At 44.5% G+C, this 15,928-nt stretch carries 14 protein-coding genes and 1 pseudogene; 10 read left to right on the plus strand and 5 right to left on the minus strand.

The annotated features are described in order from the left end of the window. Position 1: 1 nt before the first annotated feature. Positions 2-649, plus strand: a complete 648-nt coding sequence (tmk, locus tag JMX03_RS01130; RefSeq protein ID WP_201593904.1) for a dTMP kinase — start codon at positions 2-4, stop codon at positions 647-649. 11 nt (positions 650-660) lie between these two features. On the opposite strand, the gene JMX03_RS01135 is transcribed toward tmk, so the two are convergent. Together JMX03_RS01135 and JMX03_RS01140 are read right to left on the minus strand one after the other, a co-directional pair. Next, on the minus strand, positions 661-1,194 hold the full coding sequence (locus JMX03_RS01135) for a DUF2058 domain-containing protein (RefSeq protein WP_201576088.1): 534 nt from the start codon (positions 1,192-1,194) through the stop codon (positions 661-663). A 325-nt stretch (positions 1,195-1,519) separates the two neighbouring features. After that, positions 1,520-3,781, minus strand: a complete 2,262-nt coding sequence (locus JMX03_RS01140) for a cation:proton antiporter domain-containing protein (RefSeq protein WP_201593905.1) — start codon at positions 3,779-3,781, stop codon at positions 1,520-1,522. A gap of 842 nt (positions 3,782-4,623) precedes the next feature. Between JMX03_RS01140 and JMX03_RS01145 the strand changes: the two genes are divergently transcribed. The 7 genes from JMX03_RS01145 (at position 4,624) to JMX03_RS01175 (ending at position 11,166) form a co-directional block, all read left to right on the plus strand. Next, on the plus strand, positions 4,624-5,988 hold the full coding sequence (locus JMX03_RS01145; protein ID WP_201597680.1) for a Do family serine endopeptidase: 1,365 nt from the start codon (positions 4,624-4,626) through the stop codon (positions 5,986-5,988). Between the two features lie 271 nt (positions 5,989-6,259). Then, entirely contained in the window at positions 6,260-7,564 is a 1,305-nt protein-coding gene (locus JMX03_RS01150) for a metallophosphoesterase family protein (RefSeq protein WP_201593906.1), read from the plus strand. A 317-nt stretch (positions 7,565-7,881) separates the two neighbouring features. After that, entirely contained in the window at positions 7,882-8,787 is a 906-nt protein-coding gene (gene dapA / locus JMX03_RS01155; RefSeq protein WP_201576083.1) for a 4-hydroxy-tetrahydrodipicolinate synthase, read from the plus strand. Between the two features lie 95 nt (positions 8,788-8,882). Continuing rightward, positions 8,883-9,203: a hypothetical protein gene (locus JMX03_RS01160; protein ID WP_201577611.1), complete on the plus strand. Its 321-nt coding sequence runs from the start codon at positions 8,883-8,885 to the stop codon at positions 9,201-9,203. An 86-nt stretch (positions 9,204-9,289) separates the two neighbouring features. Then, positions 9,290-10,003 carry a phosphoribosylaminoimidazolesuccinocarboxamide synthase gene (purC, locus tag JMX03_RS01165; protein ID WP_201576081.1) on the plus strand — a complete coding sequence of 238 codons (714 nt, stop codon included), beginning with the start codon at positions 9,290-9,292 and terminating at the stop codon, positions 10,001-10,003. 162 nt (positions 10,004-10,165) lie between these two features. After that, positions 10,166-10,801 (plus strand): DNA-3-methyladenine glycosylase, encoded by a 636-nt coding sequence (locus JMX03_RS01170; RefSeq protein WP_201593907.1) that lies wholly within the window; start codon positions 10,166-10,168, stop codon positions 10,799-10,801. 53 nt (positions 10,802-10,854) lie between these two features. Further along, on the plus strand, positions 10,855-11,166 hold the full coding sequence (locus JMX03_RS01175) for a Nif3-like dinuclear metal center hexameric protein (protein WP_201593908.1): 312 nt from the start codon (positions 10,855-10,857) through the stop codon (positions 11,164-11,166). A gap of 23 nt (positions 11,167-11,189) precedes the next feature. Here JMX03_RS01175 and JMX03_RS01180 read toward each other — a convergent pair whose 3' ends face one another. Both JMX03_RS01180 and JMX03_RS01185 read right to left on the minus strand, forming a co-directional pair. Beyond that, the gene (locus tag JMX03_RS01180; RefSeq protein WP_201576074.1) at positions 11,190-11,552 is read right to left on the minus strand and encodes a hypothetical protein; all 363 of its coding nucleotides are present in this window, start codon (positions 11,550-11,552) and stop codon (positions 11,190-11,192) included. 182 nt (positions 11,553-11,734) lie between these two features. After that, positions 11,735-12,406, minus strand: a complete 672-nt coding sequence (locus tag JMX03_RS01185; RefSeq protein WP_201593909.1) for a hypothetical protein — start codon at positions 12,404-12,406, stop codon at positions 11,735-11,737. A 472-nt stretch (positions 12,407-12,878) separates the two neighbouring features. On the opposite strand from JMX03_RS01185, the gene JMX03_RS01190 reads away from it, so the two are divergent. Next, on the plus strand, positions 12,879-13,586 hold the full coding sequence (locus tag JMX03_RS01190) for a ZIP family metal transporter (protein ID WP_201576068.1): 708 nt from the start codon (positions 12,879-12,881) through the stop codon (positions 13,584-13,586). Between the two features lie 485 nt (positions 13,587-14,071). On the opposite strand, the gene tnpA is transcribed toward JMX03_RS01190, so the two are convergent. Continuing rightward, entirely contained in the window at positions 14,072-14,470 is a 399-nt protein-coding gene (tnpA, locus tag JMX03_RS01195) for an IS200/IS605 family transposase (RefSeq protein WP_068405507.1), read from the minus strand. Positions 14,471-14,553: 83 nt separating this feature from the next. Between tnpA and JMX03_RS01200 the strand changes: the two are divergent. Then, positions 14,554-15,857, plus strand: a pseudogene (locus JMX03_RS01200) (RNA-guided endonuclease InsQ/TnpB family protein). The last annotated feature ends 71 nt before the right edge of the window (positions 15,858-15,928 follow it).

Raw genomic sequence — 15,928 nt, forward strand, 5'->3', positions numbered from 1 at the left:
TATGAGTAATCACCCAAACAAGGGTCGTTTTATCAGTTTTGAAGGTACCGAAGGCGTGGGCAAAACCACCGCTATCGAGCAGCTGTGTGCCCGCTTGCAAGCGGCTGGTATCGACTACCTACGCACACGTGAGCCAGGTGGCAGTCCCTTCGCTGAGCGTCTACGCGCCATCTTGTTAGATCCTGCGACTGATATCAATGATGATACTGAGCTACTGCTGATGTTTGCGGCACGTTGCGACCATTTACAGCAAGTCATCTTGCCTGCATTGCAGCGCGGTACTTGGGTGATATGTGACCGTTTTACGGATTCGACCATCGCTTATCAGGGCTTTGCGCGTGCGCATGCTGATCCTGTGGCATTGATAAAGATAGAGACATTAATTGCGCAGTTTATACCGCAGATGCCAGAGCTGACACTATGGCTTGATCTGCCAGTGTTAGAGGGTATGGCGCGTGCAGGTAAGCGCAGCGCTGCCGATCGCTTCGAGCAGCAGGCGACGGACTTTTTTAATCGTGTCTATGCAGGGTTTAGCGCGCTGGCTGCTGAGCATCCTGAGCGTATTCACCGTATCGAGGCGTCAGGCACTGCCGATGAGGTCAGCGCCCGTATATGGCAGGTCGTCACGAGTCAGCTTGATATAAGCTGATTCGTCAGCAGTTACCACATCAAGTCATCTGGAATCACATAAGCGGCGTAAGGATCGTCATCTGCCAGCTCACTATCTGCGGTGTCGTTGGACACCACGATAAAGCCTTCTTGCTTTTCATTGATACGATCTGCCAATGGACGCGGAAGTAGGGCGTAGCCTTCCTCCAGTCGTGCAATCACCACATGGCCAGCCACTACCTGATCATATAGCTTTTGAGTGATATAGATTTTTTTGATTTTAGCGTCATCAACGAACTGATAAGTCACCTCGCCTTGGGTTTCAGTTATCTGATGCTGCTTAATCATTTGAATGATATTGGCAGTGAGTGTTTTTTCTTCTAAAGCGCGTTGTCTTTCCTGATTGAGCAGCTGGTCTTTTTCTCTTTGTTTGGCTTGTGCTTCTGCCAACGCTTTTTTTGCTTCGATATTTTCTGCATCGCCAGTACGCTTGGCATGCTGAGACTGTTTGCTGAGTTTCTTGGCTTTTTTGCTATCCACCAATCCCGCTTTTAGCAGTTGAGCTTGTAGGGCATTTTTTGCCATAATTCCATCACCTGAATAACGATACTTGACTATAGTTAACACACTGTAAACTAGCTACAGTGCTGCTGGTATTAACTTCTCGCAGCCTCTGTCGGCGTAGGCACAGCACGCAAGGGAAATTAATACCAACAGCACGTGGCATAGAGTATGCCAGTTTTATGATTTAGAATGGACTCATCAAATCTAAATCATAAAACCTAAAAAATACATGGTAGCAAATTTTGCTAGGGCGTGTTATCAAATCAGCCAAACGCCCTAATGATAAAAACCCCAGCTCAAAGTTGAACTGGGGTTTTCGCTATTGAATTAGAATAAAAAGCTGGTGCTACTTCTCTACATCATTAGCCGAATCTGACTTAGTAGTAGCTGTGTTATTAGCTTCTGTGTTTCTGTCTGTGTCAGGTAGACGTTTTGGATCCAGCGCGCCTTTTTTGTTCTTGGGTGCGCTGCCACTGCCTTGGGCATTGGCTTTTATCTGAGCAACAGAGCTAGACGCTTTGTAGTCAGATTTTTTTGCAGCAGGGCTTTTTGGCTCTGAGCTTTTCGCTTCTGCACTGGCAGGCTTGGCTGTAGACACGGCAGCGATAGCTGACTCATTTGCTTTAGCTGGCTCTGCAGCTTTGTCCTCTGTTTTTGCTTCAGCTGAGCTACCTGCCTTTGCCGTATCATCTTGCGACATCTCGTTTGCTAACGGTGCGCTGAGCTCTTTTTCTTTACGCTTTTCAGGTGCTTTTGACTTGGCTTCGAAACTTGCATCCGCAAGCGCCCTTGCTTGCTCTTGCTTGGCGGTGACATCTACCGTCTTTGGTTGCACCTCGTCTTCAACGACCAGCGCGACCAGCTTGCGATCACGTGGCACTGTACCATCAAACTTGTCGGTAAAGACATTCAGATGACCTTCTTTATCCAATGTATACAATGGGACAAACTGCTTATTGTCCGCCTTGTACTGCTCAAAGCTGTAGCTGTCTGTGATATTAGTAATCTTAATTTTAGCCTTTTTGGAGAGCATACTGGCAAGCTTGGTATAAGTGACATCTTTACCGAACAGCCACTGCGAGTGGAAGTTTGCCTGCTTGGTATCGCGCTCACTTTTGGCTTTTTCGTCGCTGAATTTGAGACGGAATATTTTTTGTTCACCAAACTCATGTCGATAATGAATCTCAGAGAGCGTGTTCAATTCTTTATCTATACTCATGGCAAATAGGTGACCGATGCCGATTAAGTCGAGATGGTGGTCAGCGTGGTCAGAGACGGGATTACCAAAGTAGGTACGCAGACCGCTCATACGCGCTTTTGCGATGTTGGTGTAGTTGTTGTGGGCGATAACGACATCGAAGCCATGATCTTTTAAAGATGTCGCAACCATGAGGGCGACAGGGTTTGAGCCGACGACTAAGATACCATTGGTCTCAGGCTCACGGACACCCAGAAAGTTGGCCACCATTTTTGCGCCCAAACCTTGAATCATGACCGTACCGATGATCACCATAAACACCAAAGGTACTAGCAACTCAACGCCTTGAATATCGTACTCTTGCAAGCGAATCGCGAACAGAGAAGAGATGGCGGCGGCAACGATACCACGCGGGCCAATCCAGCTGATCATCAGCTTTTCATTGGTTTTTAAGTTCGAGCCAATGGCAGATGCCCAAACAGACAATGGACGCGCTACAAACATAACGATGGCGAGTAATACCAAACCTGCAACGCCAACGCTCATTAAGTCTGCAAGCTCCACCCGAGCAGCAAGGATAATAAACAACACCGAAATCAGTAAAATGGTTAGTGATTCATTGAACTCCAAAATCGTATCACGCGGGAACTTGGGCCAGTTGGCTAAGGCAACGCCCATCACAGTAACGGTTAAGAGACCTGATTCGTGCTCCAAATGGTTCGATATCGAAAACAGCAATAATACAAAGGCCAGCGTAAAGACATTACGCAAGAATTCAGGAATCATATTGCGGCGCATTAAGAATGCAAGCGCCCACGCACCAGCCATACCAATGGCTGAGGCTAGTACAACAATCTTGGCAAACAGCAGGATACTACTGGCTTCACCGCCAGAGATGATGTACTCATAAATCAAGACCACCGCAATCGCACCGATGGGATCGATGATGATGCCTTCCCACTTTAGGATATTGGAGATGGTTTTGTTGGGGCGCACACTACGCAGTAGCGGCATAATCACCGTTGGCCCAGTCACACAGACCAACGCACCGAATAGCAGTGCAATCAAGGGATCGACGTCGAATAATAGATACGTCGATAGCGCCACGATGGCGATGGTAATCACTACCCCAACCGATACCAGCATCTGTACGACAGTACCGTGCTGTTTGATTTCATCGAACTCTAAGGTTAGTGACCCTTCAAATAAGATGATGGCGACACCCAAAGAGATAAAAGGGAACATCAGCTCGCCTAAAACCAAATCGGGATCAAATATACCGAGTATCGGCCCAACAATAATGCCGATCAATAATAAAAATAGAATGGACGGCTGCTTTAAATACCAAGCCAACCATTGGGCGGCAATGCCGAGCCCAACCACGCCGGATAGCAATAGGGCGGTATCCATAAATCAATCCTTTTATAAGCTTGTCATACTTCACATATTGTAGAGTCTGTTCGTTCTGCGACGGCACCAATCAGTGCCCGCTGATAAACTCTAAATAGTGCTATAGTAAAATGACCATTTTAAACAGTGACAACGGCTAGATTTATCATGAGTCATCATAAAGGGTATTCGTGCCATATCAGAGCAGGCAGGAATAGCAGTAGAAAAGCAGTCATTGTGTAAAGCGTACAGGTTTAAATAAGCATCATCTACCGTCATTAATTGCGGTAGATAACAAGCGATATACAGCTCCTTTATAATAGAAGCCACGATGGTCATCCAGATAAAGCCATGTGCTCATAGTGAACTTTTGTCTACTGTGAGTATTATTCGGTTTGTTATCATAGCATGATTTTATTTGTCTTGTATTAAGTGCGCTAGGCAAACTTGCAGACTAGAGACTGACGAGTTGGCTGGTTTATGGGACGGCTTACTAAGTTATCATGCTCGTGTCCAGTCCAGTCCATGCTCATGTTGATGTGTATGGTCATGGCGGACAATGTCTTGCATAATACAAGGTGGATAATAAAACCACAGTAAAATAAATACTGATTTTGTTATACAGTAGCAGCATAAAAAATAGGTTAAGATTATATGTCTGAGAATAAGGCTACAACAGAGCTGCATTGCAACTGTATGATACGCCCTAATAATAAAAGCATTCAGCCCAAATACATTGAATGCATCTAGATAACTAAATATAGATAATTAAATAAGAGGATACTATGCAGAGTCAACCAATCGCTTATCATTTACAGCGCATACTACAGCGTAGCTTGCTGGCGGTAGCAGTAAGTACAACGATGGTGGCGGGCATGAGCGTAGCGACCACTCAAACCGCACAAGCTGCAGTCGCTACCACAGACTTCTCTAACCTTGTACAGCAAGTGACGCCAGGAGTGGCGCGGGTGAATGTGACCAAGACCGTGAGCGAGGCGGAGCTTGCTCAAGCTCAGACCGCAGAATTGCTGCGACAGTTCTTTGGTGACCGTTTACGCATTCCTGATCGAGCAGCCACGCCCGCGATTGAACACGCGTATGGAACCGCATTTTTTATCACCTCCAACGGTTATATGCTCACCAACCATCATGTGGTTGAGGGCGCTGACAAAATCACCGTGACGTTAAATGATCGCACAGAGCTAGATGCTACCTTGGTCGGTAGTGATGAGCGCTCGGATGTGGCGGTGTTAAAAGTAACTGGCAGTCAGTTCCCAGCGCTACCAATTGGCGACTCCAACATCATCAGAGTTGGAGAGCCAGTATTGGCCATCGGTTCGCCATTTGGTTTTGACTACTCAGCGTCTGCTGGTATCGTCAGTGCCAAGTCGCGCAGTTTTTCCCGTGAGACCAGCGTGCCTTTTATCCAAACCGATGTGGCGCTTAACCCTGGCAACTCAGGTGGCCCTTTGTTTAATCAGCGCGGTGAAGTGATTGGCATCAACTCACGTATCTTTAGTGGTACGGGCGGCTATATGGGCTTGTCGTTCTCTATTCCCATTGATGCGGCGATGGATATCTACGAGCAGCTAAAAAACAACGGTGAGGTGACGCGCGCCTACTTAGGTATCTATCCGCAGGACATTGATCGTAACTTGGCAGAGGTCTATAAGCTCGCGAGGCCACAAGGCGCGTTATTGACGCGGGTATCACCAGACTCGCCAGCCCAAAAAGCAGGTCTAAAATCAGGCGATATCATCTTGCAGTACAATGATAACAAGATCATGCGCGCCTCAGACCTCTTAAACCTCATTAACCGCGCTAAGCCCAATGATAAGTTCCGTGCTCAAGTACAACGAGACGGCAAGCAGCTCACTGTGTCTGGCACACTTAGCCATGCCCCAAGTGATGTACAAGCTGAAGGTCAAAACCAACAAGATGATGAAGTGCGTTTAGGTCTGCGCTTACGTAACTTGACCCCTGATGAGCAAGCAGAGCTTGCGACAGATGGCAAGACTGGGGTCTTGGTCACGGCCGTTGAGCCTACGGGTCTTGCCGCGCGCTCTGGTATATTAGCAGGGGATGTCATTACCAACTTGCATCAAAAGCCTATCAGAAAGGCGACGGATATTGCCGATGCTATCTCATCGCTGCCCAAAAAAGGTGTCGTTACTATCGAGATTATGCGTCAAGGTATACCCGCTATTATTGGTTTGCGCATTGATTAATAATGGAGACATGACTTATAAGTTTGCTGGTCATGCTTGAGCAATTTAAGTGAGCACTAGGAATGGGGTTTTGACTTGTGGACCTTGAGCTTTATAATGGCTGATTTTTTGCTGGACTGCTGGGTGGTTGCTTGGTGGTTGCTTGAGGCTAGCGCATCCATTGAATATAGGTATAATAAGGCGGTTTTTGATAGGCCAGTGTTCACGACATAATCAACTATGCGGCACACTGGCTTTTTCTTTTTTCATCCACATCCACAGCTAGGTATTCATGACTGACCATGCTATTTATACGCTAGGTATCATTACTGTGACGGCATTGCTGGCGTATGTGGTGCTGTGGTCATGCTTACAGACATTTAATGCCAACCCCAGTAAGCGCTTTATGCGTATTTGGCCCAAGCTGGCTTTGTATTATGCCGCTTATACCATGCCATTTTGGGCGTTATTACTTATTATTGGTTGGGTACAAAACGTGACACCACTGCTTGGCAGTCTATCGCTGCCTGCGGTTTTGATGGCTGTGATAGCCATGGGGTTGTATTTTTATGCCGTTATTGTCCAGCCCAATCGCTTACGCCTGCATCATCAAGCGATCGATATTAATATACAGTCGCCACTAACCATAGCGGTATTGGCTGATTTGCGTATAGGCCTCTACAGTGGCAAACCTAGGCATATCAGAAAGCTTGTCGCTACGATTAATGCCTTATCCGTAGATGCGGTGTTAATCACAGGTGACTGGCTGTATTATCCAGGGGCAGATCTGGTTGGGCAGTTGATGTTGTTTAAAGGGGTCAATAAACCCATTTATACCGTGATGAGTACCTCAGATTTACGCTATCAGTCCATAAATACCACCAAGCAAGGGCAGCCATTATTAGAAGATACGCTAGCTGCTGCGTTTGATGTACTTGACATTACCTATATCGGTCAGCAGTGTCGGCCACTCTCACCGATAGCTGACAAGCATCATAAAACCAAGTATCCTAAAAATAGTACGAACAGTCTGCAATCGCAGAGCGCTGATACCTCATCAAAAGTAGCCATGCTGTGTGGCTGGCAAGATATGCCGCAACTAAACTCTCAAGACGACAGCTTACCTAGTGCAAAGGCGCTGCTATGCCCAGAGGATCTAGCATCCAAAAACTTGCCAGCAGATCATGTTACTAAACGCCATTCGGCCAGCGATAACACCAGCGAGGTGATCGTTGTTACTGATAAAGCAGCGTTATGTACTGAAATTGAAAATGCCGTGCTACCAGTGATTATTCTAGCGTCAAGATTTGATAGTATTACTGACTTACCCAAGACGCTACAGCCAAGACCACTCTTGATTACAGGGGCGGCAAAACCAGCTCAATCTAGCCGATTGTCACCGCAGCAGAATGACAGCACTGCTCATAACCAGCCTAGCTTTGCTTCTAATATGTTATTGCCCGAGACGGCTTTTGACAACAAATGCGGGGTGTATCAACATAGCAATGCACAGGTCTTTATCAGTAGTGGTGTTGGTACTCGCGGGTTACCATTTCGAGTGCGTCGACCTACCATTGATGTGTTGACGATTCGTTAATAATCGACAAAACCTTTTATAGAGTACGGTATTTGCGTTAAACTGAGCGGTAAAATCAAAGCCAATATAAAACCCAGACAGGGACGAAACTTGTTAGTGAGCCTATAAATCAAAATATGCTACACTAGCGGTCATTTATAGCAGTAGTCTTTAGCACTTATTAGTTGAATACTTATTACAAGCGTGCTTCTATAGATGCAGCGTTTGACTGAGTGTTTGGTTAGTAGTATACATATTGAGCAAGGCAGCAGCGCTTGCAAACGACCTATCATGCGATAGCTTTAATCAAAGCTAGGATAATCCAGTAAGGCACAGTTATGAGTACAGCATACGACGATATTAAAACCCGACTACAAGGCTCTATGGTAGCCTTGGTAACGCCCATGCATCCTGACGGAGCGGTCGATTATAAACGTCTGGCAGACCTCATAGATTGGCAAATCGAGCAAGGCACGCACTGTCTTGTTGCGGTTGGTACGACGGGTGAGTCTGCCACCTTGTCTATGCAAGAGCACAGCGATGTGATTCGCTATTTTGTCGAGCATGTCAAAGGCCGTGTGCCTGTGATTGCTGGTACAGGTGCGAATAACACCCTTGAGGCTATTAAGCTGACCCAAGACGCAAAAGAAGCTGGTGCGGACTGCGCGTTGCTCGTAGCGCCTTATTACAATAAGCCGCCACAAGAAGGCCTGTTTCAGCATTATAAAGCCATCGCTGAAGCCGTTGATATGCCGCAGATGCTGTATAACGTACCAGGTCGTACGGTCGTAGATATCGCTCAAGAGACCGTTGAGCGTCTCGCTGATATCGATAATATCGTGGCGATTAAAGATGCGACTGGCTCTGTGGGCCGCGGAGAGCAATTGATTAAAGCGGTTGGTGATAGAATCGTTGTGCTCTCTGGTGATGATGCGACCGCGCTTGATTTGATGAAGGTTGGTGGCAGTGGTAATATTTCAGTCACCGCCAACGTGGCACCAAAAGCCATGAGTGAGACTTTTACGGCGGCTTTGCGCGGTGATTTCGCTGCTGCTGACAGCGCACATGATGTCATCAAACACTTACACCGTGATTTGTTTATTGAATCCAGCCCTATCCCTGCCAAATATGCCTTGTATAAAATGGGCATGATAGATAAAGGTATCCGCTTACCCTTGGTATGGCTTGCAGAGCAGCACCATGCCACCATCGATCAAGCCATAGTACGGGCAAATTTACTATAAAATCTGGCTAGAAGACGCCTTTATAGGTATTGAGTTGACATATTGTCAGCGCACGTCTATATAGGCACCGATTGCTAACTCTGAGAGAGCATATGATGAAGACATCATTAATGACATCAAAAACTTTAACTGCGCTATTTACCTTAGTTCTAGGCAGCACCTTAGTACTGAGTGGTTGTCAAACCGCTAAAGGCGTACTAGGTAAGCGTGATAATGGCAGTTTGGAATATCAACAAAGCCAAAAGTTAGCGCCACTAGAGATGCCTGTAGCGCAACAAGCCGCTCCGTTTGTACCCTTGTATCCGACCCCAAATCTGGGTGAAAATACACTGCAATTACAAAACGAGTCTGGCAAACAGTATCGACTACCAAAGCCAGAGCGTACCGTTCCAATCACTACTGCACCTACTAATTAAACTTAACACCCTAATCATACCGTTCATTTTTGAGCGGTAGCTGCGCGTTTTTACCACATAAGCTTGAACGAACAGGAACCCCCATAATGCAAAAGCAACAACTGCTGTATAAAGGCAAAGCCAAATCTGTCTATGAAACAGATGATAATGATCTTTTGATTTTACACTTTCGTGATGATACCTCAGCGCTTGACGGTAAGCGTATCGAGCAACTCGCACGCAAGGGTGTGGTTAACAACCGCTTTAATGCCTTTATTATGCAAAAACTGGCTGACGCTGGTATCGAAACGCATTTTGAAAAGCAGCTGTCTGAAGATGAAGTGCTGGTCAAGCGTTTGGATATGATTCCAGTTGAGTGCGTGGTGCGTAACTTTGCCGCAGGCAGTTTGGTTCGTCGTTTGGGCTTAGAAGAGGGGCAAGCGTTGACGCCGCCTACTTATGAGCTGTTTTACAAAGATGATGCGCTTGGTGATCCTATGGTCAATGAGTCACTTTCTATCTCTCTTGGCTGGGCAACACAGGCACAGCTAGCAAAGATGGAAGAGCTGACCCATCAAGTCAACGATGTATTGAAAGCGCTGTTTGATGCTGGTGATTTAATATTGGTCGATTTCAAGCTAGAGTTTGGTGTCTTCCATGATCGTATCGTCTTGGGTGATGAGTTCTCACCAGATGGCTGCCGTATTTGGGATAAAACGACTAAGAAAAAACTGGATAAAGACCGCTTCCGTCAGTCACTTGGTGATGTGATTGAAGGCTACGAGGAAGTGGCTAAGCGTATCGGTGTCCCCTTAAGCTAAGCGTTCAATCCAAGTATGTAATAATGTAGCACACAAGAACTGAGCCACGCGCTCAGTTTTTTTGTGCAAAAAATAACTGAATCATCAAGAAAGAGACACGACTAAGGCGCCTTATTATTCTTATAATAAGGTTTGTTTATCCAAGCAGGCTAACGAGTTTTCATGTCTAAACCCACTACAAGCACTGTGCTAGTGCCAACATGGTTTACCCGTCCAACCTGTGTGGTTGCCTCTGAATTGGTGGGTAAAATACTATGTAGAAAGTTGATAGATACTGATGGCACAGCGAAAATATTGCGCATGCGCATCTCTGAGACAGAAGCCTATATCGGTGCAGATGATCCTGCCTGCCAGGCACATGCAAGCACACGTACAGCACGTACTGAGATTATGTACGAGCAGGGCGGAGTGTTCTATGTGTATCTGACTTATGGCGTGCATCATATGCTGAATCTCATCAGTGGCGCGGCAGAGTCACCAGAGTCTGTACTGATACGTGCTGGGTTTTTGACCGATGACAGTGACCGTTTGATTGAAGAGCAATTGCTTAGCGCCACTAAGCAACTGACACATCCCAAGCAGTTTGCTGGCCCTGGCAAGCTGACTAAGCAGCTACAAATTGATCGCACTCTCTATGGTAAATCTATCACCCCAGAGTCAGCAGTTTGGGTGGAGGATGATGGTTGTCAGCCGCCAGTATCCTTGCGTCCACGTATTGGTATTGAGTATGCTGGTGATGCCAAAGACTGGCTGCTACGTTATGTGTGGACAGGGCATCCTTCTTTGTCGAAAAAATAGCAGTTTCTATCATTTTTCAATTTTATGTTAAACGTATTTTATAAGGGCAATCTATGTATAAACTGACCGTTTTTATTCCTAACAACGTTTTAGAACAGGTTAAGTCCGCACTTTTTGCTGCAGGTGCTGGTACTATCGGTAACTATGAGCACTGCTGCTGGCAAGTGCAGGGAACGGGGCAATTCAGGCCCTTGGCAGGCAGTAATCCACATATTGGTGCCCATGATAGACTCGAAGAAGTTGACGAATGGCGGATAGAGATGGTGGTTGCTACTGCGAATATTGCTAAAGTTATTGAGGCACTAAAGCAGGCGCATCCTTATGAGACGCCTGCGTATGATGTCGTCGAAGTGCTGGATCTTTAAGCTTTAAAAGCGGTGACTCAGTCTTATTTTATTTTGATTATCTGATAACCTGGATAGGCCATATCGATTTTATAGTCTTTACCACCACGTGTGGCCTTTACTTTGATTTTGCTATCGCCTTTTTTGTATTTGACGTCTTTGACACGGTAGCCCATACCACTGACTATATTGGCCGCTCGTTGCTCAATAGCGGGTTGATAGATGTCTTTATCAATGGCTTTGATGGTCTTTTTGTGCTTTTTATAGACCTTGCTGTCCTTATAAACATCTTCATAAAGATCGCCATAAGCATTATAGCCAGGCGCAGTGACACAGCCTGTCAATGTCAGTAACGCTGCAACGATAGTAGTGGCAATGGCTGGTTTTAGTAAGTTTTTGTTTTTCATAAAGTCCTCTTATCCTGTGAAAAGCGCTTGTGATAACGCGATAAAAAAATGATCAAATAAACCAAAAGTAGGCTTATTTGACCATAGGCACCAAAGGGTTAGCGATGCCAAAAGCTTAACTGTATATCTCTGTTGTCGGTGCTGTCACCTCATTAGTGCCATGGTCGAATGTTCAACACGGCCTAGTCTTTTTTAAGTTTGATGACGTTTAGGTCAGGGTAGCTAAGTTCAATCTCATAATCTTGTCCACCGCGTTTGGCTTCAATGTCAAAAAATGCCCGATTTTTCTTTTCGTCCAGCTCGATATCGGTGACACGGTAGCCCATGGCATTGACCTTTCTAATCGCCCGTTGCTTGATGGCAGGATAGCGAGCTTCTTGTTTGATCCTATCTTCGACATCGTGACCTTTCTTCTTTCGCTCACTGTTGTTTTTATAATTGCCGTTATTCTTATACTTACTATTGCCATTATTTTTATGGTTTTTTTGACGATAGTCGTTATTATCTTGCCAGATGTTTGCCCCGCTCTTTTTGACTGAGCTGATGCGCTTAAGTTCAGGATAGGTATATTTTAATTCATACAGTTGATTGTTCTTTTTAGCATAAGCAATCAGTATTTGACGGCCACGATACTCATCAGACTTGATGTTTATCACATCGTAGCCGCTGCGGCGCAGATCTTGGCGCAGTTGTTGGCTTGCACGATTAAAGCTGCCATCACGGTAGACTGGTTGGTTGTCGTAGCCTGATGTCACAGTGCAACCAACAGCAGTACCCAATAGCGCGACTGTCAAACCAGCTGACACGGCAGCTTTGAGTGTCAGTCTAGGCGTTGCTCGAGAAGTAAATTTCATGATATCCATGTTCCTATAATGACTTACAGCTTAGTATAGTCAACTCACTATAAAAAAGTTACAGCGTTAACCTCGTTTGAAGTATTGCGTATACATCTACACTCGGTTACCTTGTAGTTTTTGCGAATTGAATCGACTATATCTTTATTATTTTTTATCTGTATCAACTTCTGTAATTGTTCTAAAGCCTTGACAGGGCAACAAGCGAACTGCTTGAAATATTTTATTACATGTACATCATAGAGCGTAAAACTTGATAGTAAGTGTCGTTAGCGTTAATAAGATGTAAACAAGGCAGTGGATTGGGTAATAAATCAATACGGCAGTGAGTCAGCTTTGCTAAGTAGTGCACTTATTGTTAACAAGATGGGCTACTATCAGTAGCATCTAGCGAATACATCTAAGTTGGAGGTATTTGAGCTATGTGTATCTAAGCTGTGGGTATATAACTATCATAAAAGGATTAAAAACCATGCTGTTAAAGCTTGTCTTGTTTTCAGGGTTTGCTGGGGCAACGGTGTTTCTTGGCGGGATTTTGGCCAACATATTCAATCATCATGTCAAAGAAAGTCCAGTTAAGTATGAGATCACCCATACGTTAATGTCGTTTGGAGCTGGTATTATATTATCGGCGCTGGCTTTGGTATTAGTTCCCAAAGGCATGGAGACGCTTGGTATTTGGGACGTTGCAGGTTCATTTTTGCTAGGTGCTGTGCTATTTATGCTTATTGATCGTAAGCTTGCACAGTCAGGCGGACAGCAGTCAACGTTATTGGCGATGATGATGGACTTTATACCAGAGTCTATTGCTTTAGGAGCGGTGTTTGCGATTGAGCCGCAGATGGCTCTATTGTTGGCAGTGTTTATTGGTTTGCAAAACTTGCCAGAATCATTTAACTCATTCCGAGATTTGGTGCAAAGTGGCTTTAGTGTAAAAAAGACCTTAATTATCTTTTTTTGCCTAAGCTTTTTGGGAGTCTTTTCTGCACTTATTGGGCATTTTTTCTTGAGTGCGCATCCTGATTTAACGGCGCATTTAATGATGTTTGCCAGTGGCGGTATTTTGTATTTATTGATACAAGACATTATCCCTGAGAGTAAATTAGAGAAGAGCTACTTGATCTCGCTTGGTGCGTCGTTAGGGTTTTTGGTCGGTATTGTCGGCGAGATGTTGATCTAATACCGATAAAAATCGTCTTATTATAAAACTCTTGTAAGCATATGCTTACACACATTGACGCTAATACGACTTAACAACAAGGTGTTAATTTGGCATTATAGTCACACGGCATTAGGGAATGTGACTCAAGGATTGAGTTAACCGCATTAAGGATAATGATTCACAAACTAGCATCAGGATGATACTGGCAAGTGAAGTAAGGAAGCAAAACCTTTGCTGATAGTTGTACTAAAAAGGGTAGGATGCCCAATATCACATTATACTGAACCTTATGCAAGGATGCATAGATTACAGTCGTGATAGTTAACATGGATAGTTAACAATAAAACCGCATAACAATCATTTGCTATGCGGTTTTATCGTGTCTGGACGTTGTGAAGTTTGATGTCTTTATTAGATACCCTAGTCTTGTTAAACAATCTAGCCTATCACCCCACGAAAGAGGACTCCACCCGACGCTAGGGTGGAGGTAAATTTCGTATAGCCTAGCTCTGCTGATTTTGAATGTATTGTTTGATAATCTCCAACGGCGCTCCGCCACATGAGCCGGCAAAGTAAGAGCGTGACCACAAAACAGGTTTATTGTAAGCCGCCCTTAGGTCGATAAAGTTAGCTCTCATGCGCCGACTTGTGACCGACTTTAAATTATTAACCATCTTACTTAGTTGTACCGTTGGCGGGTATTGAATCAGCATGTGAACATGATCGCCTTCACCGTTACATTCCTTGAGTTCTGCACCAAAATCCTTGCATATCTCAGCAACAACTTCTTTAAAGTATTGACGATGATTATCAGCTAAAACCTTTTTGCGGTACTTGGTGATGAATACCAAATGCACATGCAGATTATAAGCAGAATGACGGTTTTTATATATCTCACTCATTATAATAAATACCCTTTATTGTTTATGTTATATAGTATAACATGGTATAAATAACAAACACACTGACTAATAAAGTATTCATTATGAAAATTAATAAAGCGTACAAATTTAGGCTTGAGCCTAATGCAGAGCAAGAGGTTATCTTAAATAACCTTGTTGGTTCTGCACGTTTTGTTTGGAATCAAATGCTGGCACTCTCATTTGAGATGTTTACTAACAATGAGTTTATTAATGCAACCAATTTGGTTAATAAAATCATGGATATTAAAGCAAATCCTGAGTTTGCCTTCTTAAGAACCCATGCCAATGCGGTGTCCTTACAGCAAAAAGTACGTGATTTAGCGTCAGCTTGGTCACGCTTTTTTGACCCTAAAGTTCATGCACGATTGAAAGAGAATAAGAAAAAACCTAAAAAGCCTAAGTTTTTCAAGCTTGCTGATGGCACAGAAATCCAACTACGCCCACTAATGCCAAGATTTAAACGCAAATCAGATGGGTGTGATTCAATACGCTTGGTACAGTTTGATAAATATTGCCGTGTTGAAGGCAATCGTGTCAAACTACCGAATGGTGTAGGGTTTGTGAAGTTTAGAAAATCGCAAGACATTCTTGGGATAGTTAAAAACGTCACCATCAGTAAGAAATCCGGTCATTGGTACGTGTCTTTTGGTACGGAGCATGAGGTTGAAACACCGCACCATCCGTCCAATACCGCCATAGGTATTGATTTAGGTGTCAGTAAATTAGTTACCGGCTCAAACGGTCAGTGCTTTAAACCTAAGAGCAGCTTTAAAGCCAATCAAGGCGAACTAGCAAAGCTACAGCGCCAATTAAGTCGTAAGGTCTTATTTAGTAATAATTGGAAAAGCAAAACCGTAAAATCCAAAAGCTTCACCATCACATTGCCAATATTCGCCATGACTACTTGCATAAAATCAGCACTGACATCAGCAAAAACCACGCCATGATTGTCTGTGAGGATTTAAAAGTAGTTAATATGTCGAGATCTGCAAGCGGGACTCTTGAAAATAAAGGTCGCAATGTCAAAGCCAAGTCAGGATTGAACAAATCAATTCTTGATCAAGGATGGGGCATGATGATTGATATGATGGATTACAAGCAACAATGGCAAGGCGGGTTACTGATTAAAGTAAACCCGCGTTATACAAGCCAAACTTGCTTTAAATGCAAGCATGTTGCAAAAGAAAATAGACGTACCCAAGCAAAATTTGAGTGCGTTGAATGTGGTTATATTGCGAATGCAGATGTTAATGCAGCTCGTAATATTCTTGCGGCAGGACATGCCGTTTTGTCTGTCGAGGGAAGATGCAGTAAAGGTCGCCCGTTGAAGCAGAAAACTTGCGACGGTCGTGAGAAAGTCGCCTAAGAGCTTTTGCTTTTAGAATCCCCCACTTGAGCTTGTCGAAAGTGGCGGGAGTATGTCAAGGCATGAATACC

It is taken from the genome of Psychrobacter fulvigenes (assembly GCF_904846155.1).
Taxonomy (GTDB): domain Bacteria; phylum Pseudomonadota; class Gammaproteobacteria; order Pseudomonadales; family Moraxellaceae; genus Psychrobacter; species Psychrobacter fulvigenes.

What these genes read in the sequence shown, in the direction of transcription:
- tmk (WP_201593904.1), top strand. Translation starts at nt 2, where the DNA reads ATGAGTAATCACCCAAACAAGGGTCGTTTTATCAGTTTTGAAGGTACC.
- JMX03_RS01135 (WP_201576088.1), bottom strand. Translation starts at nt 1,194, where the DNA reads ATGGCAAAAAATGCCCTACAAGCTCAACTGCTAAAAGCGGGATTGGTG.
- JMX03_RS01140 (WP_201593905.1), bottom strand. Translation starts at nt 3,781, where the DNA reads ATGGATACCGCCCTATTGCTATCCGGCGTGGTTGGGCTCGGCATTGCC.
- JMX03_RS01145 (WP_201597680.1), top strand. Translation starts at nt 4,624, where the DNA reads ATGGTGGCGGGCATGAGCGTAGCGACCACTCAAACCGCACAAGCTGCA.
- JMX03_RS01150 (WP_201593906.1), top strand. Translation starts at nt 6,260, where the DNA reads ATGACTGACCATGCTATTTATACGCTAGGTATCATTACTGTGACGGCA.
- dapA (WP_201576083.1), top strand. Translation starts at nt 7,882, where the DNA reads ATGAGTACAGCATACGACGATATTAAAACCCGACTACAAGGCTCTATG.
- JMX03_RS01160 (WP_201577611.1), top strand. Translation starts at nt 8,883, where the DNA reads ATGAAGACATCATTAATGACATCAAAAACTTTAACTGCGCTATTTACC.
- purC (WP_201576081.1), top strand. Translation starts at nt 9,290, where the DNA reads ATGCAAAAGCAACAACTGCTGTATAAAGGCAAAGCCAAATCTGTCTAT.
- JMX03_RS01170 (WP_201593907.1), top strand. Translation starts at nt 10,166, where the DNA reads ATGTCTAAACCCACTACAAGCACTGTGCTAGTGCCAACATGGTTTACC.
- JMX03_RS01175 (WP_201593908.1), top strand. Translation starts at nt 10,855, where the DNA reads ATGTATAAACTGACCGTTTTTATTCCTAACAACGTTTTAGAACAGGTT.
- JMX03_RS01180 (WP_201576074.1), bottom strand. Translation starts at nt 11,552, where the DNA reads ATGAAAAACAAAAACTTACTAAAACCAGCCATTGCCACTACTATCGTT.
- JMX03_RS01185 (WP_201593909.1), bottom strand. Translation starts at nt 12,406, where the DNA reads ATGAAATTTACTTCTCGAGCAACGCCTAGACTGACACTCAAAGCTGCC.
- JMX03_RS01190 (WP_201576068.1), top strand. Translation starts at nt 12,879, where the DNA reads ATGCTGTTAAAGCTTGTCTTGTTTTCAGGGTTTGCTGGGGCAACGGTG.
- tnpA (WP_068405507.1), bottom strand. Translation starts at nt 14,470, where the DNA reads ATGAGTGAGATATATAAAAACCGTCATTCTGCTTATAATCTGCATGTG.